The organism is Caballeronia temeraria, assembly GCF_001544795.2.
Lineage (GTDB): Bacteria > Pseudomonadota > Gammaproteobacteria > Burkholderiales > Burkholderiaceae > Caballeronia > Caballeronia temeraria.
This window is the reverse complement of sequence record NZ_FCOI02000010.1, coordinates 12,713-34,887: the sequence shown is the minus strand read 5'-3', so window position 1 is coordinate 34,887 and position 22,175 is coordinate 12,713. Positions and strand designations below refer to the sequence as shown.

Annotated in this window: 22 protein-coding genes and 1 pseudogene; 16 read left to right on the top strand and 7 right to left on the bottom strand. The window is 65.6% G+C overall.

Translation table 11 applies throughout. From position 1 onward, the window contains the following. Window positions 1-158 precede the first annotated feature (158 nt). The 7 genes from AWB76_RS16245 to AWB76_RS16215 all read left to right on the top strand — a co-directional run bounded on the left by AWB76_RS16245 (window position 159) and on the right by AWB76_RS16215 (window position 9,282). Window positions 159-1,076, top strand: coding sequence for a LysR family transcriptional regulator (locus AWB76_RS16245; RefSeq protein WP_061161167.1), 918 nt, complete (start codon window positions 159-161; stop codon window positions 1,074-1,076). 154 nt (window positions 1,077-1,230) lie between these two features. Beyond that, entirely contained in the window at window positions 1,231-3,531 is a 2,301-nt protein-coding gene (locus AWB76_RS16240; protein ID WP_244173383.1) for a two-partner secretion domain-containing protein, read from the top strand. Beyond that, window positions 3,504-5,276 carry a ShlB/FhaC/HecB family hemolysin secretion/activation protein gene (locus AWB76_RS16235; RefSeq protein WP_244173382.1) on the top strand — a complete coding sequence of 591 codons (1,773 nt, stop codon included), beginning with the start codon at window positions 3,504-3,506 and terminating at the stop codon, window positions 5,274-5,276. Before AWB76_RS16240 ends, AWB76_RS16235 begins: the two co-directional genes overlap by 28 nt. Window positions 5,277-5,284: 8 nt before the next feature. After that, window positions 5,285-5,932 (top strand): FecR family protein, encoded by a 648-nt coding sequence (locus AWB76_RS16230; RefSeq protein ID WP_061161165.1) that lies wholly within the window; start codon window positions 5,285-5,287, stop codon window positions 5,930-5,932. An 11-nt stretch (window positions 5,933-5,943) separates the two neighbouring features. Further along, the gene (locus AWB76_RS16225) at window positions 5,944-6,276 is read left to right on the top strand and encodes a cyclic nucleotide-binding domain-containing protein (RefSeq protein WP_157696155.1); all 333 of its coding nucleotides are present in this window, start codon (window positions 5,944-5,946) and stop codon (window positions 6,274-6,276) included. Then, window positions 6,273-8,492 (top strand): CHASE2 domain-containing protein, encoded by a 2,220-nt coding sequence (locus AWB76_RS16220; protein WP_061161163.1) that lies wholly within the window; start codon window positions 6,273-6,275, stop codon window positions 8,490-8,492. The genes AWB76_RS16225 and AWB76_RS16220 overlap by 4 nt, the downstream gene beginning before the upstream one ends. A gap of 4 nt (window positions 8,493-8,496) precedes the next feature. Then, window positions 8,497-9,282: a 3',5'-cyclic-nucleotide phosphodiesterase gene (locus AWB76_RS16215; protein WP_061161162.1), complete on the top strand. Its 786-nt coding sequence runs from the start codon at window positions 8,497-8,499 to the stop codon at window positions 9,280-9,282. 4 nt (window positions 9,283-9,286) lie between these two features. Here the strand turns inward: AWB76_RS16215 and tehA are convergent, their stop codons facing one another. The 3 genes from tehA to AWB76_RS16200 all read right to left on the bottom strand — a co-directional run bounded on the left by tehA (window position 9,287) and on the right by AWB76_RS16200 (window position 11,829). Further along, on the bottom strand, window positions 9,287-10,321 hold the full coding sequence (tehA, locus tag AWB76_RS16210) for a dicarboxylate transporter/tellurite-resistance protein TehA (protein ID WP_061161161.1): 1,035 nt from the start codon (window positions 10,319-10,321) through the stop codon (window positions 9,287-9,289). Between the two features lie 108 nt (window positions 10,322-10,429). Beyond that, on the bottom strand, window positions 10,430-10,699 hold the full coding sequence (locus tag AWB76_RS16205; protein WP_061161160.1) for a hypothetical protein: 270 nt from the start codon (window positions 10,697-10,699) through the stop codon (window positions 10,430-10,432). A 158-nt stretch (window positions 10,700-10,857) separates the two neighbouring features. Further along, the gene (locus AWB76_RS16200) at window positions 10,858-11,829 is read right to left on the bottom strand and encodes an alpha/beta fold hydrolase (protein WP_061161159.1); all 972 of its coding nucleotides are present in this window, start codon (window positions 11,827-11,829) and stop codon (window positions 10,858-10,860) included. Window positions 11,830-11,942: 113 nt separating this feature from the next. Here AWB76_RS16200 and AWB76_RS16195 point away from each other — a divergent pair, with 113 nt between their 5' ends. Next, window positions 11,943-12,263 carry a hypothetical protein gene (locus AWB76_RS16195; RefSeq protein ID WP_061161158.1) on the top strand — a complete coding sequence of 107 codons (321 nt, stop codon included), beginning with the start codon at window positions 11,943-11,945 and terminating at the stop codon, window positions 12,261-12,263. A gap of 4 nt (window positions 12,264-12,267) precedes the next feature. On the opposite strand, the gene AWB76_RS16190 is transcribed toward AWB76_RS16195, so the two are convergent. Beyond that, complete coding sequence (locus tag AWB76_RS16190) at window positions 12,268-13,749, bottom strand: NCS1 family nucleobase:cation symporter-1 (RefSeq protein WP_061161313.1); 1,482 nt, start codon at window positions 13,747-13,749, stop codon at window positions 12,268-12,270. Between the two features lie 163 nt (window positions 13,750-13,912). Between AWB76_RS16190 and AWB76_RS40960 the strand changes: the two genes are divergently transcribed. From AWB76_RS40960 to AWB76_RS16170, 5 genes are all read left to right on the top strand, one after another. Continuing rightward, window positions 13,913-14,083 (top strand): hypothetical protein, encoded by a 171-nt coding sequence (locus AWB76_RS40960; RefSeq protein WP_157696154.1) that lies wholly within the window; start codon window positions 13,913-13,915, stop codon window positions 14,081-14,083. Window positions 14,084-14,170: 87 nt separating this feature from the next. Next, on the top strand, window positions 14,171-15,088 hold the full coding sequence (locus tag AWB76_RS16185; protein ID WP_061161157.1) for a YihY/virulence factor BrkB family protein: 918 nt from the start codon (window positions 14,171-14,173) through the stop codon (window positions 15,086-15,088). Between the two features lie 40 nt (window positions 15,089-15,128). Further along, window positions 15,129-15,998 (top strand): DMT family transporter, encoded by an 870-nt coding sequence (locus tag AWB76_RS16180; protein WP_061161156.1) that lies wholly within the window; start codon window positions 15,129-15,131, stop codon window positions 15,996-15,998. 483 nt (window positions 15,999-16,481) lie between these two features. Continuing rightward, window positions 16,482-17,228: a hypothetical protein gene (locus tag AWB76_RS16175; protein ID WP_061161155.1), complete on the top strand. Its 747-nt coding sequence runs from the start codon at window positions 16,482-16,484 to the stop codon at window positions 17,226-17,228. Window positions 17,229-17,268: 40 nt separating this feature from the next. Next, a complete protein-coding gene (locus tag AWB76_RS16170; protein ID WP_061161312.1) occupies window positions 17,269-18,333 on the top strand; it encodes a GGDEF domain-containing protein in 1,065 nt (354 codons plus the stop codon). Window positions 18,334-18,342: 9 nt separating this feature from the next. Here AWB76_RS16170 and AWB76_RS16165 read toward each other — a convergent pair whose 3' ends face one another. Continuing rightward, window positions 18,343-19,254, bottom strand: a complete 912-nt coding sequence (locus AWB76_RS16165; RefSeq protein WP_061161154.1) for a recombination-associated protein RdgC — start codon at window positions 19,252-19,254, stop codon at window positions 18,343-18,345. A gap of 320 nt (window positions 19,255-19,574) precedes the next feature. Here AWB76_RS16165 and AWB76_RS16160 point away from each other — a divergent pair, with 320 nt between their 5' ends. Then, the gene (locus AWB76_RS16160; protein WP_061161153.1) at window positions 19,575-19,862 is read left to right on the top strand and encodes a helix-turn-helix domain-containing protein; all 288 of its coding nucleotides are present in this window, start codon (window positions 19,575-19,577) and stop codon (window positions 19,860-19,862) included. Between the two features lie 13 nt (window positions 19,863-19,875). Here AWB76_RS16160 and AWB76_RS16155 read toward each other — a convergent pair whose 3' ends face one another. Further along, window positions 19,876-20,808 carry a DMT family transporter gene (locus AWB76_RS16155; protein ID WP_061161152.1) on the bottom strand — a complete coding sequence of 311 codons (933 nt, stop codon included), beginning with the start codon at window positions 20,806-20,808 and terminating at the stop codon, window positions 19,876-19,878. 112 nt (window positions 20,809-20,920) lie between these two features. On the opposite strand from AWB76_RS16155, the gene AWB76_RS16150 reads away from it, so the two are divergent. Further along, on the top strand, window positions 20,921-21,391 hold the full coding sequence (locus tag AWB76_RS16150) for an Lrp/AsnC family transcriptional regulator (protein ID WP_061161151.1): 471 nt from the start codon (window positions 20,921-20,923) through the stop codon (window positions 21,389-21,391). Between the two features lie 86 nt (window positions 21,392-21,477). After that, window positions 21,478-21,797, top strand: a pseudogene (locus AWB76_RS16145) (hypothetical protein). Between the two features lie 100 nt (window positions 21,798-21,897). Here AWB76_RS16145 and AWB76_RS41625 read toward each other — a convergent pair. Further along, window positions 21,898-22,053 (bottom strand): hypothetical protein, encoded by a 156-nt coding sequence (locus AWB76_RS41625; protein ID WP_167357765.1) that lies wholly within the window; start codon window positions 22,051-22,053, stop codon window positions 21,898-21,900. Window positions 22,054-22,175 lie beyond the last annotated feature (122 nt).

Sequence of the window (22,175 nt, the reverse complement as noted above, 5' to 3'; positions counted from 1 at the left end):
CCGCGCCGTTTGCGCGCTGAGTTACAAGCCCTGTAACAGATGTGAATACTGAAACGATTGTGCGGAACCGCCGTTTCGCGCCGCATCGTCCGTCGCGGGTTGCGCGCTTTCGCGCCGCCGTGGGATAGTTCCGGCTTCGTCAAACGGACGGCGTCACGATGGACTTGTTGCGGAGCATGAGAATCTTTGCGCGCGTGGCCGAAGCGGCGAGCTTCACGGTCGCGGCGCAGCAAATGGACATCACGACGGCGCAGGCGTCGCGCGCCGTCACCGAGCTCGAAACGCATCTGCGCACGCGTCTTCTGAATCGCACGACGCGCCGCGTCGCCCTCACCGACGCCGGCAATCGCTACCTCACCCGCTGCAAGGAAGTGCTCGAACTCGTCGATCTGTCCGAAGCCGAAGCGAGCAACGCGCAGGTTTCGCCGACGGGCGTACTGCGCATGCACGCGCCGATCACCTTCGGCCAGCATTACGTGGTGCCCGCTCTCACGCGTTATCTGGAGGAACACCCGCAGGTTCGCGTCGAACTCACGCTGTCGCAGCACATTCCCGACATGCTCGACGAAGGCTTCGACGTCTTCCTGCAAGTCACCACGTCCACCCTGCCCGACTCCGCGCTCGTCTCCACGAAAATTTGCTCGATGCCGAGCGTGCTGTGCGCATCGCCCGGTTATCTGACACGCGCGGGCACGCCGCAGCGCATCGACGATCTGAAGAAGCACGCGTGCCTGCAACTCGTCACGACCTTCTTCCCCGTCGACCGATGGATCTTCGAAGGCCCGCGCGGACAGGTCGAAGTGGAACTGGACCCCGGGCGTCTGCGCGTCAATTCCGCCGACGCGCTCGCCGTCGCGCTGTCGAACGGTCTGGGCATCGCGCCGCTGCCCATGCTCGCCGCGCTGCCGTGGCTGCAAAGCGGCGCGCTCGTGCGCGTGCTGCCCGAGTGGGAACTCCAGACCATGACCATTTACGCGATGTACGCGTCCCGCCAATACCTCGACGCGAAGATCCGGACCTGGGTCGCATTCCTGCGCGAATTTGTCGAAGGCACGCTCGCGAACGAGGCGGTCTGAGCGCCGTTTTAACATCGCATTACTAATACAAATACCGCGTGTCATGCGCTCTCTAAACGCGTAGTTGCAAGCATGGTTCGGAACACTAAACTGCTTGATGGTGCGCCTGCATCTCGTCACGACGATGCACCGCAACAGAAAGGAGTCGGCCGACATGAACAAGACTCTGCGCGCAAGCACCGCGTCCCCCGCGTTGCGGCTTTTCATCGCTACGATCATCGCCACGGCGTGTGCGTCGGCATACGCAGAGCCGAGCGGCGCGCGTGTCGTCGCCGGTTCGGGCTCGGTCACGAGCGCGGGCGCCAGCACGACGATTCAGCAGACGAGCAGCCGACTCGCCATCGACTGGAATTCGTTCAGCACGCGCCCCGGCGAATCCGTCACGTTCAATCAGCCGGGCGCGAACGCGATCGCGCTCAACCGCGTCGTCGGGCCGCGTCCAACGGCCTTTTTCGGCAGGCTCGATGCGAACGGACAAGTGTTCATCGTCAATCCGAATGGCGTGATTTTCGGACCGGGCGCGCAGGTCAATGCCGGCGGACTGCTGGCGTCGACGCTCAATCTGTCGACGAGCGATTTCATGAGCGGCCATTACACCTTCGCGGGCGATGGCGGCTGGCATCGGCATCATCATCACGATGACGGCGCGGCGGTCGTCAATCTCGGCACGATACAGAGCGCGCCCGGCGGCTATGTCGCGCTGATCGGCGCGCGCGCGATCAACGCCGGCACGATCGACACGCCCGGCGGGTTCGCGGCGCTCGCAGCGGGCGAACGCATTGCGGTGACGCTCGGCGATCACAGCATGATCGGCTTGTCGGTGGAGCGCGGCGCACTCGATGCGCTCGCCGCCAATCACGGACTCATTCAGGCCGATGGCGGCCAGGCGTGGCTCGTCGCGAGCGCCGAGGACGCGCTCTTCAACACGGTCGTGAACAACACGGGCATCATCCGCGCGCGCAGCGCCGTCAATCAGAACGGCGTGATCCGGCTCGTCGCGGACACGGGCATCGCGCAGGCCGGCGGCACGCTCGACGCGTCCGCGCCCAATGGCGGCAACGGCGGCGTCATCGAGACGTCGGGCACGCAGGTGCGCGTTGCGCCCGATGTGCAGGTCACGACGGCGGCGGCATCGGGGCAAACGGGAACGTGGCGCATCGCGAGCGATTTCGCGGCGCTCGTCGGCGGTGACGATGCCTTCGGACAGCGCTTCGGCACGATTCAGAGTTCGACGCTCGCGCGCGTGCTCGAATCGACCAATGTGTCGATCAGCGCCGCGTCGCCCTCGGGATTCGCGCCCTTCGGTTTCGTGCTGATCGATGGCCCCGTGGCGTGGAGCGGCGTCAACACGCTTGCGCTCGCGGCGCAAAGCGGCATCCGGCTCGATGCGCCCATCAGCGCGCCGCGCGGCACGCTCTCGATGACGACCGCCGGCACCGCCACGCAGCAAGCGCCGATCATAGCGGCCAATGTCGCGCTGCAAGGCGGCGCGGGCGCGTACCGGCTGACGAACGCGGGCAATCGCATCGGCACGCTCGCGGCCAACGCCGGCTCGGTCACCGTCGACGACAGCGCGCCGCTCATCATCGGCAGCATCGCGGGCTTGTCGGGCGTATCGGCGAGCGGCGCGGTGACGCTCACGGCGCCGGCACTCACGCTCGCCGCGCCCGTCGCGAGCCGCGCGAACGGCACGGCCATCACGCTCGCCGCGACGACGTTTGTAAATCGCGCGGGCGCACAGGCGCTTGCCACGCCCAACGGCCGCTGGCTCGTCTACTCCGACGCACCCGACACCGACGCGTTCGGCGGCCTGCAAAGCGGCAACCTCGCGCTCTGGGGCGATGCGTACACCGGCGGCGCCGACGCGCGCGCGACGTCGGCATCGGGCAACCGTTTCGCGTTCCATGCGCTGCAGCAGGTCACGTTGACGGCGATCAACATCGACGTGCCGTTCGATACGCCGCGCACGCTCGGACCGAACGACGTCACGATCGCGCTGCGCTACAACGGCGCGAACTACGGCCACGCGTTCGCCGACAGTCCCACGAATCACGAGCCTTTCATCTTCACGGTGACGAGCACGGGCGCGACGCCGGGCGCGGCGATCGGCACCTACGCGATCACGATCACGGCAACGGGCGGTCCCTTCGGCTACAAGATCACGACGCAAGGCGGCACGTTGCGCATCGCGGGCACGCCGCCGCCTGTGCAACCTGTGACACCCGTGACGCCCGTCACGCCGGAAACACCGCAGACGCCCGTGACGACCGTCGCGGCGCTGCCCGGCATTCTCGATTCCGTGCGCACCGACGCGGCCAATCCCGCGCCGCTCTACAACGCGACGCCCGGATTGCAACCCGAATCCGCGCCGCTCGTGCAGCAGCGCACCGATTCGACGAGCGACGGCAGCCGCCTGCCGGACGACGCATGGCCCGGTCACGTATGCCGCATGTGAGGCCCAGGCGCGTGCGACGCTTCGGGCCCCGCGAACGACGACGCAGCGCCGCGTCGCGCCGGCTCGCCGTGCTGTTCGCGACGCTCGTCGCCGCGACGGCCCGCGACATGCGCGATGCGCACGCGCAAGCGCTGCCGAACGCGGGCAGCATTCTGCGCGAACAGCAGCAGCAGGCGCCCGCGCCCGTGCCGCCTTCGGACCTGCGCCTGAACGTGACGCCCGCGCCTGCGCCTGCGCCTGCGCCGGTTGCGGCTGAATCGGGCGGCATCCGCTTCGAGGTGAAAGGCTTCGAGTTCACCGGCAACACGCTTTTTTCCGCGGCGGAATTGCTCGATGTCGTGCGTCCGCTGATCGGTCCGGCGCGTTCCCTCGACGATCTCGAAAGCGCTGCGGATCGCGTGAGCGCGTTCTATCGACGGCACGGTTACCTCGTCGCGCGGGCGTATGTGCCGCCGCAGCAGATCGAGGGCGGCGTCGTGCGCATCGCGGTGAGCGAGGGACGTTACGGACGTATCGATATCGACAACCGGTCGCGCACGCGCGATGCGGTCATCGCGCGTTTTTTCAGCCCGCTCAAATCGGGCGAGGTGATCGACGAGCACGCCCTCACCCGCGCCACGCTGCTCGCGCAGGACGCGGCCGGCACGACGGGCGCGAACGCGACGATCTCGCCGGGCCTGCTTCCCGGCACGTCGAACATGACCTTGCTCGTGCCGGCGGCGCGGCCCGTATCCGGCAGCGTGCAGGCCGACAACTATGGCCAGACGACGACCGGCACCGCGCGTCTGATCGGCGCGCTGCAATGGAACAATCCGCTCGGCATCGGCGATCAGCTGGGCGCGCGGCTGCTCGGCTCGATCACCGGGCAGTTCTACGGCAACATCGGCTATACGGTGCCGGTCGGCGGCAGCGGGCTCGCGTGGGGCATCGGCTACACGCGCTCGACGTATTCCGTCGGCGGCCAGTTCGACGGTCTCGACGCCTACGGCAGCGCCAACGTTTTTTCGACGTTTTTCAGCTACCCGATCCTGCGCTCGCCGGCGGCGAACGTGTACACGACGCTCGGCTTCGATCACAAGCTGCTGTCGGATCATCTGGGCGCGTTCGATTCGGTGAGCGACAAGACGAGCGATGTCGGCCGTCTCGGGCTCTCGGGCAACCTCACGCTCGAAAAGAGCATCACGACGTTCGACATCGGCGTTCAGCAAGGCAATTTGCGCTACAAGTCGCCGCAGCAGGAACAGATCGCATCGCAGATCGCCGGCGCGTTCACGAAGTTCGTGTTCGCCGTGACGCATACGCAGGTGATCGGCGATCAGGCCAACGGCACGCAGCTTTATTTTTCGATCAACGGCCAGACGAGCTCGCGCAATCTCGATTCGTCGGAGCAGATCTCGCTCGGCGGACCGTACGCCGTGCGCGCCTATGCAACCGGCGATGCGCCCGTCGACGAAGCGTATATCGCGACCTTCGAAGTGCGGCAGACGATCCGGCAATCGCTCGTGCCGGTCCTCGTCACGCTGGCGGGCTTCATCGATACCGCCGATGGCAAGATCGTCGCGCATCCGGTCGCGCCGGGCAGCGATCACGTGCGGCTCTCGGGACTGGGCGTCGGCGCGACCTTCGCCGCGCCGCACGACTTTCTGCTGTCGATGTCCTATGCGCACACCCTCGGCTATGTGCCTTCGACGCTCGGCACCGGCCACGCGAACCGCTTCTGGGTCGCGCTCACGAAGTCCTTCTGAGACCGACCATGACGCGCGCTTCGCGACTGCTCCTGCTTCTCCTTCTGACGATGATCGCGCGCGCGGCCTGCGCCGAACCCGTCGCGACGATCACCGCGCTCGTCGGCAATGTCGCGATTCAATCGGCGGGCGGCGCGCAGCGCGTCGCGGCGGTGGGCGGCGGCATCGACAATGGCGACACGGTGCAGACCGGCGTCGGTTCCGAGATCGTGATGATCTTCACCGACAAGCAGCGCGTGTATCTGAAGCCCGGCTCGGTGTTTCGTGTCGACGATTTTCATTACGCGGCGAGCGCGCCGCAGGAAGACCGCAGCTTTCTGTCGCTCGTGAAGGGAGGCTTGCGCGCGGTCGACGGGCTCGTCGCGAAGGAAGGCAAGGCGGAGAACTATCGCGTGAAGACGCCGACATCGACCATCGGCATACGCGGCACCGAATATTCCGTCACCGATTGCGCGAATCTCGAACCCGGCGCGAACGCGGATTGCAAGGGCGATCAGATCGTCGTCTATGACGGGCAGATCGTCGTCATCAATCAGGTCGACAGGCAGATCGTGCGCGCGGGCGAAGGCGCGATCGTCGTGAGTCCGCGGCTGCCGTTCGGCGTGCTGCCGGCTTCACGCGTGACGCCGGTGCTGCCGTCGGCGGCGTGCCGCTAGCGAGCGCCGCGATGAGCGAGAACACGAGCCGGGACGCGCAGATCATGCGCGCATCGCCCCTCCACGCGGCGCTTGCGGGCTTCGGCGTCGATATGCTCGCGGGCCTGCTGACCGCGCTGATGAGCTGCACGATCGTCGGCGAGATGGCCGTGTACACCGGCGCGCGGCGCAGCGCGGACGTCGTCGCCGATCAACCCGCCATCGTGCTGCGCCTCGCGCTCGCCCCATTGCAGCGTCTGGAAAACGACGATCCCGCGCTCGCCGCGCGCCTGCACAAGTTCGTCGCGCGCGTGCTGGCGGCGGGGCTCGTCGTCGCGAACGAGCAGATCCGGGCCGCGCTATGAGCACGCGCGCGCCGCTCGCGTTCACGCTCAGACGCTCGGGCGCGCGCTGGGCGCTCGGACTGGCGATCGTCGTCGCGCTCGCGGGGCACGCGCTGTCGCGCTACGACATCCGCTTCATCGATTCCCTCGACGCGATGATCCACGACGCGAAAGTGCGGCTCTTCATGCCGCGCACGACGGACGCGCGCATCGCGATTCTCGACATCGACGAGAAAAGCCTCGCCGAGCTGGGCCGCTGGCCGTGGGATCGCGCGCGCATGGCGGCGCTCGTCGATACGCTGTTCTCGCGCGAGCACATTGCCGTGCTGGGTTTCGACATGGTGTTCGCGGAACCCGATGCCAGCTCCGGCTTGCCGGTTCTCGACGAACTCGCGCGCGGCGCGCTCGCGAACGATGCCGCTTACCGGCAAGCGCTCGACGCGCTCGCGCCGCGCCTCGACTACGACCAGCGTTTCGCCGATGCGCTCGCGGGCCATCCTGTCGTGCTCGGCTTTTACTTCTCGAATCAGGATGCGTCGAGCGGCGCGATTCCATCGCCCTTGATGAGCGAGCGCGCGTTCGGCACGCATCCGCTCACGCTTTTCGACTGGACGAGCTACGGCGGCAATCTGCCCGCGCTGCAACAAGCCGCCAGGCGCGCGGGCTACTTCAATCCGGTGATCGATTTCGACGGCTCCGTGCGCCGCGTGCCGCTCATCACCGCGTATCGCGACGGCGTGTACGGCGCGCTCTCGCTCGAAGTGGTCCGCGCGCTGTTCGGCGATGCATCGGTGACGCCGCTTTTCGACGATGCCGCCGGCCCGCTCACGGGACTCGCGCTGACGACGCCGCGCGGCACGCGCACGATTCCCGTCGATGCGAACGGCGCGGCGCTCGTGCCCTATCGCGGCGGCACCGGCAGCTTCCCGTACTACTCCGTCGCCGATGTGCTCGCGAAGCGCATTCCGCAAAACGCGCTCGCGGGCAAGATCGCGCTCATCGGCACCACGGCGCCGGGTTTGATGGATCAGCGCACGACGCCTGTCGGCGAAGTCTATCCGGGCGTCGAAGTGAACGCGAATCTGATCGCCGGCATGCTTGACGGCACGATCCGCTTCGAGCCGCCGTTCGCCTCGGCATGGCAGACGTCGATGCTCGCGCTCGCCGGCCTCGCGATGATCTTTCTGTGGCCGTGGCGCCTTCCCGCGCGCGCGACGCTCTTGAGCGCGATGCTGTTCGCGCTCATCGTCGCGGCCGATCTCTTCGCGTTCGCGCGGCTTCGCTGGTCGTTTCCGGTCGCGACGCTGCTGCTCGCCGTGCTCGCGCTCTACGTGCTCAACATGTCGTACGGCTATTTCGTCGAGGCGCGCGCGAAACGCCATTTCGCCGCGCTCTTCGGGCAATACGTGCCGCCCGAACTCGTCGAGGAAATGAGCCGCCATCCCGAGGACTACAGCATGGCGGGCCGGCGCGCGGAGCTGACCGTGCTGTTCTGCGATGTGCTTGGCTTCACCGCCATCGCGGAGACGCTGGAGCCGGAAGCGCTCGCGCGCCTGATGAACGAATATCTCGGCACGATGACCGAAGTGATCCGCGCGCATCGCGGCACGCTCGACAAGTACATCGGCGACGCGATCATGGGCTTCTGGGGCGCGCCCGTCGACGATGCGGACCACGCGCGCAATGCGGTCGCGGCGGCGCTCGGCATGCGCGCGGCGCTCATCGAGCTGAATCGCACGCTCACGGCGCGCGGCTGGCCGACCTTGTGGATCGGCATCGGCATCAATACGGGGCCGATGACCGTCGGCGACATGGGTTCGCACGTGCGCAAGGCCTACACCGTGATGGGCGATGCGGTGAACGTCGCGGCGCGGCTCGAAGGACTGACGCGGCGCTTCGATATCGACATCATCGTCGGCGAGGCGACGCGCGAGCAGGTGACGGATATCGTGTTCCGCGAGATCGATCGCGTGCGCGTGAAAGGACGCGTCGCGCCGATCGCGGTCTTCGAGCCGCAGCCGGCGCACGAACACGGCGATGCGCTCGCGCGCTGGCACGCGGCGCTCGCGCACTATCGCGCGCGCGAGTGGGACGAAGCGGAAACGCTACTCGCGACGCTCGCCGCGCAGTATCCTGAACGGCAGGTGTACGCGATGTATCGCAAACGTATCGATGCGCTGCGCGGCGTCGCGTTGCCCGCCGACTGGGATTGCGTAAGCGAATTCGACGAGAAATAAATTCATGAAAGTTCGGGTACTCGGCTGTAGCGGGGCGATCAGCAGCGCCGGCGACGATGCGGGCGATCCCGGCGGCACGACGGCGCTGCTCGTCGATGACGACATCATGATCGATGCGGGCACGGGCACAGCCGTGCTCTCCGACGATGAACTCGCGCGCGTCGATCATGTGTTTCTCACGCATTCGCATCTGGATCACATCGCGTATCTGCCGCTCATGATCGACGCCACGAGCGATGCGCGCGACGCGCCGCTGACCGTCCACGCGAGCCGCGCCACGCTCGACATTCTCCAGGCGCATATCTTCAACAATCTGATCTGGCCGGACTTCACGCGCATTCCTTCCGTCGACGCACCGGGCGTGCGCTTCGAAGCGCTGGAAGTCGGCGAGCGTTGCGTGCTGAACGGGCGCAGCGTGACGGCATTGCCCGCGCGGCATACGGTGCCATCGACGGGATTCGTCGTATCGAGCGATGCAGCGTGCCTCGCATTCAGCGGCGATACGACGACCAACCCCGAGTTCTGGGCCGCGCTGTGCGTGCTGCCCGGACTGCGCCATGTGATCGTCGAGACGGCGTATCCGGATGCGCAGATCGCCTTGGCGCGTGCGGCGCATCACTATTGCCCGAAGCTCATCGCGGATGATCTAAAAGGTTTGCCGATGAACGCGGAACTGCTGATTTCGCATCTCAAACCGCCGCACGGCGCGCAGATCCTGGAGGAACTGCGCGCCGCGTTGCCGGATGTTGCGCTGCGTGCGTTGCGGGCCGGAGAAGTGTTGACGTTGTGAGGCTTCAGCGCGCGCCCGCCGCCGCACGCCGATCGACGCTGATCGGCGTCACGTTCGATGCCGTCGATGCAACCGCGGCCGGCAGCAGGTTGCCGCGCACGATCGCCCGCACCGTTCCCGCGATCATGAGCCCGATCACCACGTTCGCGACGATGAACGCGACCGGCGCGATCCACGTCATCGGTCCTGCCGCGCCGCGTTCGACCATGCGGATCGCCATCGTCGGCAAGGCGGCTGCGCCGAAGCTGAACGCCCAGTACGAAGGCGTGAACGCGCGTTGACGAATCCACGGCACGAGACGCGCCAGCATCAGCGCCTGATAGAGGCCGTAACCGAGCATCATGTAAGCGAACGTGTCCGGCACGCCGTGCGTCAGCGCGAGATACGACACGCCTCCGACGACCGGCGGCGCAAGCTGAATGCCGAGCGTCGGGCGCAATGCTTCGGGCAGCGGTTCGTGCACGGCGGCCCGATGCAGCACGATCGATTCGAGCGCGAGCCACGAGAACACGCCCGCGCCGAACAGCAAGATGCCGACTTGCGTCAAGCCGAGACCGGCCGCCGCCGTTGCCGCGACGAAGCTCGGCGCGACCGTCGGCAGATAGATGGCGGGCGTGGTCATTTCGGGCTTGCGGCCGCCTTGCCAGAAACGCCCTTGCAGATATGCGCCGAGCGCGAGCGAACTCGCGACGCCGATCGCGAACAGCGCGATCGCAAAAGGCCGCGACCAGGCTTGCACGGCTTGCGCGGCGAGCATCGACGATACCGGCACGAGCGCCGCGAACGATGACTGCACCGGATGACGCATCTCCGCGATGGCCGCATCGCGTTCGACGAGCCACTTGCGCCCGTACGCGACGAGAAGCACGAACCAGACGACGAGCGCCGCCGCCGTCAGGAACGCGGGCACGGCTTCGGGAATCGGCCATGCGCGAGCCGCCGCGCGCCACGCGCCCGCAAGCGCCATCGAACCGACGGCGATGCCGAAGAACGCGACCGGCATCGGCGAGCGATTGTTCGTACCATTCGTGTTGTTCATTGCCCTTCTCCATGTATGACGTCGTTGGAGAAAGCTTAGCGACGAAGGCCTTCCGCGCGAATGTCGCAGCGTCTCGTTACGCTGCTCGCGCGTCTCAACATCGATGAATCAGTCGCCGCCGCGCAGTTTCACCGCGATGTCGTGCCAGTCGCGCACCGCGTGTTTCAGGTCGCGGCACAGTCGCGGATCGAGCGCGTCGAGACGCGACCACAGATCGTCGAGTGTTTTTTCGCGGGCTTCGTACACGGCGACCGCCGCGAGTTTGCTGGCGCCCGACAGACGCGCCTCGGCATCGACGCATTCCATGTACAGATGCGCGAGATGCGGATCGGCGAGTTCGACGGGACGCAGATGAACAGCAGTGAAGCGTGACTTCATGATGATTTCCCCGGCTCTCATTTTTTTATCGACGCGAGTGATTGCGCCTCAGGCTTGCGCGACAGTATGAAGGCCGTGCGAATACCCTGACAAGTCGAAATGCCCGCGCTTCGTGCGCTACGGATCGGCAAACGTTTCCGCGAGGCGTGAGGCGTCGTTCACTTCGCGACGAACGCATCGATATGCCGTGCGAGTTCGATCGGATACTGGAACATCAGCGCGTGTCCGGCGTGTGCGACCACGTCGAGTGTCGCGCGCGGGATCATCTGTTCGAGATGGCGCGCGTTGGTGTCGGCGAGGATGTCGTCGTTCGCGCCCGCGATGATCAGCGTGCGCACCGGCGAGCGGCGCATTGCATCGGCGGCCGGAGTATTCGCGAACCATTGCGTCATCGCGTTGTTCTGCTGCTGCGCGACGGCATCGGGAACGGGCCGGCCCTTGTAGCCCCGCGGCGCGAACATGTCGCCGATGAAGCACTTCGACGCATCCGCGACGGCATCGGCGGGAAAGAGCGCGCTCATGATTTTCGGGAACGCATCCGCGCCCGAGCTCGACAACACTTGCTGCACTGCCGGCGTGAGCGGCACCGCTTCCGGTCCCGGCGGCGCGGTCGCGATCAGCGTCAGCGATTCGACGTGACCGGGTGCATCGAGCGCGAGTTGCTGCGCGATCATGCCGCCCATCGACCAGCCGATAACGTCCGCGCGCGCGAGCTTGAGGCCCGCGAGGACATCGGCGGCGTCGGCGGCCATGTCGCGCATGCCGTAATCGGGACCGTAATGCCCGGCGACAGGCGTCGAACGCCCGATGCCGCGATTGTCGAACACGATGACCTCATGATGCTTCGCGAGCTCGCCGAGAAAGTACGCGTTCCATTCGCCGAGCGTCGCGCGATAACCCGTGATGAGCAGAAGCGGCGGGCCATGCCCGAAGCGCGCGTAGCCGATCGGCCCGTTCCTTCCTTGCAGGGTTTTCACTTGCACAGCGGCATTGCTGTCCGGCCGCGCGGTCTGCAAGCCGCAGAGCTGGCTCTGGCCGAAGGACACATCGCCGGCGAATGCGATCGATGCAATCGACAACGCGGCCAACGCAACGCACGACGAGACGGCGCGGACAAGAGACGCGATCATCGAGACTCCGGGCTGTGAGAAGAAAAAGCGCGACGCGTCATCGATAGCGGAGGAATAATAGGCGGCGGATCATGCGCGTTCAACAAGAGCTTAAGAATAAGGAGTCAAAGCAGATGAATCGAATCTTCCGCTCGTGCCTTCTTCCCGCTGCTGCCTTTGCGCTGGTCGCATGCAGCACGCCCGTCGAGTTTTCGGCGAGCGCGAACCCGCCCTCCTGGAACAACGACGGCGACGCCGATTTCAGCGGCATGGACAACTCGATGTCCGCGTGCAAGGCCGCCGCGAAAAAAGCCGGCCCGGGCCGTTGCACGCAGGTGCGCGCCTACGAGGCGTGCATGAAGGACAAGGGCTACATCACCGTGCTCGGCCCGGAAAATCCGCCGAACTGCGGCCAGCCCGAATGGGAGCAGGACGTGCGCAAGTGGCTCAAATAAAGCGTCATTTGCGGTTCGCCATGCGCATGAACAAAACGTAGAGCAGCGCGCCCACCGCCGCACCGATCAGCCAGCCGAGATTATTCGGAGGCAGCAGCTTGAAGAATTGCGTCGACAGTTCCCAGCCGACCGAGATCACGCCCGACACGATCAGCGCCGCGAGCCCGACCTTGTTCCAGCCGCCGTCGTAGTAGAAGCGCCCGCCGGGCTGCATCGAATACAGTTCGGCGGTTCTCACCTGCTGGCGCTTCACGAGGTAGTAGTCGGACATCATCACGCCGTACATCGGCGCGAGCACGGCCCCGAACACCGACACGAAGATCGTGATCGCCTTCGGGCTGTCGACGAAAATCCACGGGCACACGGCCACCGCGAGTATCGACGCGATCAGGCCGCCCTTCTTGAAGTCCACGTGCTTCGGAAAGAGATTGGCGATGTCGTACGCCGGCGACACGAAGTTCGCGACGATATTGATGCCCATCGTCGCGACGATGAACGTGATGCTGCCGATCGCCACCCACACCTTATTCTCGATGCGCGAGACGATCTCGACCGGGTCCATGATCATCGTGCCGAAGACTTTCTCGCTGCCGGCCGTGACGATCACCGTGATGATCGCGAAGGCCACGAAATTGAACGGCAGCCCGAGGAAATTGCCGATCTTCATCTGCCGCTCGCTCTTCGCGAAGCGCGAGAAGTCGCCGAAGTTCAGCAGCAGCGCGGCGAAGTAGCTCACGACGAGCAGGACCGCGTTGACCATCGCGTGGAGTTGCTCGTCGCCGTTGAGCACCTTGCCCGAAATCGTGAGATTCAGGCTGCCGAGGCCCGCGCGATACAGAATCCAGCCCATCAGCACGAACATCACGACATACACGGCCGGCCCGCAAAAATCGATGAACTTGCGGATGATCTCCATGCCGCGCTGAAAGATGATGAGCTGCAACAGCCACATGAAGAGGAAGCTGACCCAGCCAAGCATGTCGAGCCGGAGAAAGCTCGTGTCGCGCCACGCGGCGATGGCGGGCACGAACAGCAGAAGCAGCGTCGCGACGGCCTTCGACGCGAAATACGTCTGCACGCCGTACCACACGATGCCGACCACGCCGCGAATCAGCGCGGCGAGATTGGCGCCCATCACGCCCATCGAGACGCGCGCCATTACCGGAAACGGAATGCCGTGTCTCAGGCTCGGCTTGCCGACCCAGTTCATCAGCACATACACGATCAGAATGCCGATGGTCAGCGCGAGCAGCACCTGCCAGCCCGAGATGCCGAGCAGAAAGAGGCTCGCCGCGAAGGTATAGCCGCCGACGCTGTGCACGTCCGACATCCACATCGCGAAGATGCTGTAACCGGTCCAGGTGCGCTTTGCGCGCGGCACGGGCGCGAGATCGTGGTTGTAGAGACGTTCGTCGGCGTTGACGATTTCGGCATCGGCGCCGAGCGCGGCAGCGTCGGCGGCGGAGGTTGCGTGGGATGCGGCCATCATGTCCTCCAGTGCCTTCGGCGGGCCCGTGTTATGAACCTAGATTAATCCATCAAAAAGCGAAGGTGAAACCGCATACGCGATGCGTTACCGCTTATTAAAGTCCAATCGTGCGCTTGCCGTTATGCAAGGCATGAGAAAAAAACGCCTTCACTCCCGCGATATGAACCACGCCTTCGCCGCTGCAGCGGAGGCGCTCGCACTCTTCTGCCGGCTACGCAATGTCGACGCGTCCGAGCTGCCCGCGTGCGAAGTCGATGTCTTTCTCGATCTCGCTTTCGAGGAAGCCGCGCAGCAGGCCGCCGCCCGCGTCGAGGCACGCCGGCCGGGCTGACGCGTTCCCGCTTTCGACACGGGTGCGGAACTTGCTCATGCGCTTGAGTCCGTAACGGATGGGCAGCGCTCGAGCCGCGGAGGTCCCATGTCGAAGATTCTGGGCCCCGTGCTGGGCCCGCAGGTAAGAAGCGTCGCGCGCCATCCGCTCGGCTTCGCGATGCGCACGATCAAGGCCTTTCGCGCGAACCAGGGCCTGCTGCTCGCGGGCGCGGTCGCGTATTACGCGTTGCTGTCGATCGTTCCGCTGTTGATTCTGATCGTGATCGTGCTGTCGAAATTCGTCGGACAGCAGGCATTGCTCGACACGCTCACGCATTTGCTCGAATGGCTCGTGCCGGGCCAGGCGCGCGCGGTCGTCGGCGAGCTCGCGAATTTTCTCGCGCATCGCGCGGTGCTCGGCTGGCTTCTGCTCGTCACGATGATCTTCTTCAGCTCGCTCGCCTTCACCGTGCTGGAGAACGCGATGTCGGTGATCTTTGTGCATCGCGTCGCGGTCAGGCGGCGCCACTTTCTGCTCTCGGCGCTGCTGCCGTACTGCTACATCCTCTTTCTCGGCGTCGGCATGCTGATCGTCACGCTCGTGTCGAACGGCCTGCAGGCGATGGGCAGCAACAGCATCGATCTGCTCGGCGTCGAAGTGTCGCTCAGAGGCGTGTCGCGGCTTCTGCTCTATCTGCTCGGCGTCGCGGGCGAGATCTTCGTGCTCACGTCGATTTATCTCGTGATGCCCGTCGGCCGGCCTTCGCTGCGGCTCGCGCTGCTCGGCAGCGTGACGGCCGCCGTGCTCTGGGAGATCACGCGGCACGTATTGGTGTGGTACTTCGCGACGCTTTCGCAGGTGAGCGTCGTCTACGGATCGCTGACGACATCGATCATCGTGCTGTTCAGCCTCGAAGCGCTCGCGACGCTGCTGCTCTTCGGCGCGCAGGTCATCTCCGAGTTCGAGCGCTTCGGCACCGATGCCGATGCCGATGCAGAGCCGCAGCCCTTCACCACGGAGTGAAGTGCGCTACAGTGAGGCGCCCTGATCCCGCCCCCATCCGATGTCCGCACCCACGCTCTCGCACGGCGCGCGCATCGCCATGCTCACCGTTATCGCGATGCTCGCCTTCGCCGGCAATTCGCTCCTGTGCCGGCTCGCGCTCAAAGGCACGCGCATCGACGCGGCGAGCTTCACGCTCGTGCGCATCGCGTCGGCGGCGCTCGTGCTGTGGATCATCCTGCTCGCGCGCGGCGGCCTGAATCGCGATGACGGGCGTCAGGCCGGCAGCTGGGCGTCGGCGCTCGCGTTGATCGTGTACGCGGCGGCGTTCTCCTATGCCTATGTGCGGCTCGCGGCCGGCACCGGCGCGCTGCTGCTCTTCGGCGCGGTGCAGGCGACGATGATCGGCTACGGCATCGCGACCGGCGAACGCCTCGCCGCGCGGCAATGGCTCGGTCTGCTGCTCGCGCTCGCCGGGCTCGTGTGGCTCGTGCTGCCGGGGCTCGCCGCGCCCGATCCGGCGTCGTCGGTGCTGATGATCGGCGCGGGCGTCGGCTGGGGCATCTACTCGCTGCGCGGGCGCGGCCAGTCCGATGCCGTCGCCGCGACCGCGGGCAATTTTCTGCGTGCGCTGCCTTTCGCGGTCGCGGTGTCCGTGCTCGCGTTCACGGGCGCGAACTTCGACGTGCAGGGCGTCGCTTACGCGGGTGCGTCGGGCGCGCTGACTTCGGGGCTCGGCTATGTCATCTGGTACGCGGCGCTGAAAGGGCTGAAGCCCGCGACGGCCGCCACCGTGCAACTGAGCGTGCCCGTCATCACGGCGGCGGGCGGCGTGCTGCTGCTCGGCGAGACGCTCACGGCGCGGCTCGCAGCCAGTTCGGTCGCGATACTTGGCGGCATCGCGCTCGTCGTCCTGTCGAAGCGCCGATGACGCAGTGTGGCTGGCGGACCACACGCAAAGTCCCGCCGTCTTCGTATGTGCGCCATCTCACATACGCGCGGGAACTTCCTCTGAAGAATGATGTATGCGCGGCACCTCAAATCGGGGTTGGAACGATAAATGCTGGTGTAAGGGCCGAACTTGCTTGCCTTCGCGACGTGCGACGTGGCGGGATCGCCATACGACGGCACGCCGGGCGAGGCCGAAGCCTGCGGCAGCGCGCACCGGACGCAACGATCCGCAGCATCGTTTCAGCGCCTCATCGCCGCCCCTGATTGTGGCGGAATGTGGTGCGAGTTACATTGTTTGGCAAAAATGGGCCGGCAGCGCATGCTGAACCGGCACCCGGCTGTTACGTCCGACGAAGCCGCATCGCGTTGATTTCGTTCATATGATGGGACGCGCGCGGTGTAGCACGGGCCGGGCGTACGCGCCGGTCCGCTGTCTGACGAATACGTTCTGGAGAGCGCTGTCATGCCGCAGCACGCAAAGCTACCCGAAGAGAGCATCGCGGAACACCCGAGTCCCGCGAATGATCCCACCGTCACTTACTTGCCCGAGCCTCCCATCGATTTCGACGACGAGCACCGCCCCATGCGCGCCCCGCTACGCTTCGGGCGTCTCGCGCTGTGGATGGCGTCGGCGAGCGCGCTCGGCATCGGCGTGCTTGGCACCGTCGCATACGGCATGTGGTTCAACCACGACCAGCGCGTCTATGCCGAAGCGATGGCGAGCGCGCGCCGCACGCTCGGCATCGATCAGCCCGCGATCGCCGCGCAGACGCAATCGGCGGGTGCCGTCGAAACGGCGCTGACCGCGGCGCCCGGCAACGCGATGCCCTACGCATCGAACGATGCGCCCGCGGCCATCGACACGACGTCGCTCGCGGACAATACGCCCGTCGCCGATGCCACCGATCAACCCACGCTCGCCGTTACCAACACGGACGGCTCCGATGCAGCGGCCGCCGCCGCGCTCACGACAGCGGCTGCGCAACCACAGATGCAGCGCCGCGGCAATCCGCCGGCGACGCAGCGAGCCGCCGGCGACCGAGGCTATCGCGCCGATCAATACGCGCAGGCGCGCAGGCATCCGGCACAGACGGCAGCGCGTCCAAAGCCCGAGGGCGGGCTTTTTGCGCGCGTGGGTGCGTTCTTTCATCGAGTGAGCTACCGACACAATGTTCCGACCCGTCAGCGAGAGGAGTATTCCCGTCCCTGAGGAGGCGCCGGCGGACCGCGTGTGGCGTGCGCTGCGGCGTTTGCCCGTTCCCGGTCCCGCGCCGCTCGCGGGCGCCGCGTTGCTGTGCCTGCTGATCGGGCTGCTGTTCCTCGCGTTGCAGGTCCGCGCGATCTTTTCCGCGCAACTGCAGCAGGAATACGTCGGGCTCGTGCTCGAAGCGGTCGAGCGCGCCGATACGGCCCGCGCGGGCGCGCTCTCGCTGCAGAACACGCCGGCCGGCGATACGCAGCATCAATCAGCCTATCGCGAGGCGCGCATCGAACTGGCCGGGCGGCTGGCGGCGCTGCATGCGCTGGTGTCGTCGAGTCCGATGTCCGCGCCGTCCCTGCCCTCCGCCGTGCTTTCGCCCACCGCCGCGCTCGGCGAGGCCAGCTCCGCGCTCGATTCGACCTATGCCTGGTGGCGTGCCGAGCGGGATCGCACGAGCGCGGATGTGCGCGCGCGCATTCTGAGCGTGTCGCATACGCTGATTGCGCTGTCGGCGATCGTGTTCGGCGTGCTCATCACGGCGCTCGGCATGTACGCAAAGCGCAACCGGCAACTGCTCGGCATTTCGAACGAATTCGAGCAGGCATCGCTGCACGATCCGATGACAGGTCTCCCCAACCGCCGCAAGCTCTTTGCGGCGCTGGAGGAAGCGGCGAACGCGCTCGCGAGCGGCGCGCGCGGGTCGGCGCGCATCGCGGTGCTGTATATCGATCTGGATGGCTTTAAGCGCGTGAACGACACGCACGGCCACCGTATCGGCGATGAATTTCTGATCGCGGTATCGCGGCGTTTTCGGCAGGCGGTGCGTGGCGGCGATCTGGTCGCGCGTATCGGCGGCGACGAGTTCGCGCTGCTCGTGCGCGAGTTTTCGAGCGATGGCGAACTCGCCGTGATCGCGCAACGAATCATCGCGTGCGTCGCCGAAACCGATGCGCAGATGGGGCTTTCGATCGTGCGCGCGAGCATCGGCATCGCGAGCTTTCCGGATCGTGTCGACGATTACTGGCGTCTCGTCGCCGCCGCCGACGAAACGATGTACACCGTCAAGCGCAACGGCAAGAACGGCTATGCGTTCGCGTCGGCGCCGGGCGCCTGACGCTCCTGCTTACGCTGCGGCGCGCAGGTCTTCTTCGCCGCCCAGGGCTTCCGTCAGCGCCGACAGCATGCGCGCGAGTTCGCCCGTCATCAGGATGAAGTCGGATTCGAAGCGCTCGTCGTCGTTCGCGGCGGTGGGATCGGCGGCTTCCTTGATGACGTCGAGCGCGCTCACGCGCTTGAGCGTGAGCGACGGCGTCAGCACGTACGACACGCGGTCGTCCCAGGTCATCGCGAGACGCATGCACTGCTTGCCCGCCTCGATATGGCGGCGCATGTCTTCCGTTTCGAGCGCGTGGCCGACGTAGTGCACGGTCGCGTTGCCTTCGCCCGTCGAGCGCAGTTCGGTGTCGCGATCGAGCGTGAAGCCGGCGGGCGCATCGCCTGAAAGCAGCCATTCGGTCATCGCGGACACGGGCGAACTCGCGGTGCGCACGCTCGCGAGCGGCAGATCGGTGACGGACTTCACCAGCAAGCCGATGATGTCGTCGCACAGCGTCGCCGACGACGAATCGATCGCGAGCCAGCCGTTCACCGGATCGATCCACACGCGCGTATCGCGGCGGATGCTGAAGGCGCGCGGCAGGAGTTCGTCGGTGACTTGTTCCTTGAGCTCTTTCATCTGCTTGCGGCCGGGTTTGAAGCCCTGCTGCTCTTCGAGCTCGGCGGCGCGTTCCTTCACGAACTGCGTGACGACCGACGCGGGCAGCAGCTTTTTCTCCGCGCGATAGACGATGAGCATCTGACGGTTCGCCGTGTAGACGAGCTGATCGTCGCCGCGCGGCGAGACCCAGCCGCGCCGCTCATTCTCGATGCTCGACGCCGCGCTGAACGCGAGGGGCGCAAGCCATTGCTGCATCTGCTGCGGCGTGACGGACCAGTGTGCGGGGAGACGGTGAAGCTGAAGATTCTTGAACCACATGGCGCGGGATTTCGATGTAGTCGGAAAGGGGCGCCATTCTATACGACATGGCTCGGCGCGCCGCATCGCCCCGCAATACATTCGTGTGTCGCTATACGGCAATGCCGTATAATCACGCCATGTACTCGATCATCGAAGCCGCCGTTTTCAGCGCTATGCCGCTGAAATCTGGCAAGACGCCGAACGTGAGGCGTTCACCGTATGGCTAGCAAACAACCCGCTCGCGGGCGACGTGATTCGGCTGCTGATCGCGTACTCGAAAGCCAAATTCGACAATCTGCCAACGGCTTTCCTCAATCAGCTTCGTGAGGCGATTCAACATGGATAGGGAACTCGAAAAATTTCAGGCTGACCTGCTTCAATCGGTGCGCGACCTGAAGAAGGGACGCGCGGCGCGAACAACCCGCGTCGAACCGACCGTCGCCGCATTGGCGCGTGCGAAGGTCGGCGTGTCTCAGTCGGAATTCGCGGCATTGCTCGGCGTCTCCATCCGCACATTCCAGGACTGGGAACAAGGCCGCCGCAATCCCACGGGTGCGGCGCAAACGCTCTTGCGCGTGGCTGTCGCGCATCCCGAAGCACTGCGCGATCTGCCGCGCGCGGCTTGAACGTCGGGCGGTTCTAACGGACCGCTCTTTCCGGCACGATCCGCCACCGCAAATTCACCCCTGCCGCCGCGAGCAGAATCAGCGCCGCGCCGGCCACTTGCAGCCACGCGAGCCGTTGCCCGAACGCAAGCCAGTCGACGACGATCGCCACGACCGGATAGATGAACGACAGCGCGCCCGTCGTTGCCGTCGGCAGCTTCTGGATCGCGCCGTAGAGCAGCACGTACATCAGCCCCGTATTGACGATGCCCAGCACGATGAGATCGGCCCAGCCTCCGATCTCAGCAGGCGCGTCCGCGAAGCGCGCGAACGGCGCCAGCATCGCGATGCCGAACAGCACGTGCAGCATCGCGATCAGATGCGGCGGCGTGCCCTTCAGACGCTTCGTGATGATCGACGATATCGCGTACAGAAAGGCCGCGCCGAGCGCATACGCGATGCCTTCGAGATACTGCCCCGGCATCGCGAGCACGGCCGGTTCGACGCGCACGACCATCACGAGACCGATGAACGCGACGGCGAGCCACGCGATCGACGATGCCGACACGCGCTCGCGCAACACCAGCGCGCCCAACGCGACGAGCATGAACGGCTGCGTGTTGTAGACGGTCGTCGCCATCGAGATGGACGCGCGCGAATATGCGGCGAAGAGCAACAGCCAGTTGCCGACGATCGCGATACTGCCGAGCGCCACAAGCCCGATCATGCGCCATGAAAAATAGCGCTTCTTCAGAAAGCCGAGGGCGACGCACACGGCGACGAGCGTCGCGCCTCCGAACACGCAGCGAAAAAACACCACGTTCCAGGGCGTCTGCCCCGACGACACGACGAGCCAGCCGATCGTGCCCGACATCAACATGGCGAGCGACATCTCGATTGCGCCGCGCCGCAGTTCGTTCGCATGCGATGCACCGCCAGGTCCCGCATCGATTCTTTCCGTATTCATGTCGTGCCTGTCATGCAAGTTTCGATGACTTCGAGTTTATCGATGCGCTTCGCTCGAAACCATGCCTAAAATTAGGCACACGCAATTTTCGACCTTTGAATCGAAGGCCAACATGGGAAAGAACCTTGGCAGCCCGACGCAGCCGGTCATCGACGCGATCGATCGCGAACTCATCGCCGTGCTCGCAAGCGATGGACGCATCGCGGTGAGCGAGTTGGCGAAGCGCGTCGGGTTATCCGCGCCTAGCACGGCCGAGCGCATGCGGCGGCTCGAAACGCAAGGCGTGATTCGCGGCTTTACCGTCGATATCGATCCGCGTGCGCTCGGTTATACGCTGCAGGCGATCGTGCGCGTGCAGCCGCTGCCGGGGCAATTGCATCTCGTCGAGGACGCGATCCGGCGCATCCCCGAGTTCGTCGAATGCGACAAGGTGACAGGCGACGATTGCTTCGTGTGCCGTCTGTACCTGCGCTCGATCGAGCATCTCGACGACATTCTCTCGCGCGTCACGGAACGCGCCGCGACGAGCACGGCCATCATCAAGGCCACGCCGATAGAACGACGTCTTCCGCCGCTCGGCTGAACATTGCGCGTTTCAACCCGCAGACGAACGGCGTTACACTTGAGTCGCCTGAAAACGCATTATCGCTATGCGCGCGAGGAGCGAACATGAGTGACTTCGACGCCAACCGCACCTTCCGCGGCCTTCCGCTGACACCCGAGCAAGATGCCGAAGTGCGGCATTACATCAAGAGGAAAAAGCAGCGCGACGAACCGTGGGACACGCCGGAACTCGAGGCGATGCTGCAGGACATGCTGGAGCCGCCCGCCGACGAGGACAGCCCCGTCGACGACGAAACCGACGAGGAAACGCGCTCGGCGGCGGAGCGCGCGTCGGCGTCATCGACGAAGGCATGGACCCGATCGAGAACAGCGAGGAATGGCACGCCGCAATGGAAGCCGAAGCGATGAAAGGGCCAAGACGCTAGCGCCCTTATGCCCTTCGCGCGCGGCCTGCGCAAAGAAAAGCGCCGGTCGATGCCGGCGCGCTATCCGTTCACTTCATTTCACGTCAAGTCCACTGCACGTTCAATGCCTGTGCCGCCAGTCGCGCGGTGGATGCGTATCCAGCCAGCGCGCTTTCGGAGTATGGATATGCGGATGCCGGTGATGCATCACGAGAACCACCGCGACGCATAGCACCAGGACGAGTCCCGCCATCAGGCTGATCATCGGCTCGGCCATCGCTACCTCCTGTTTCGGTCAAGGGGCGATGCCTGTATTTTAGGCGCAGTTTGACTGCGGCGAATCATGCGCCGTGCTTACATGCTTCGCACGAAAGCATCTAAGGAAATCGCCGGCATCGA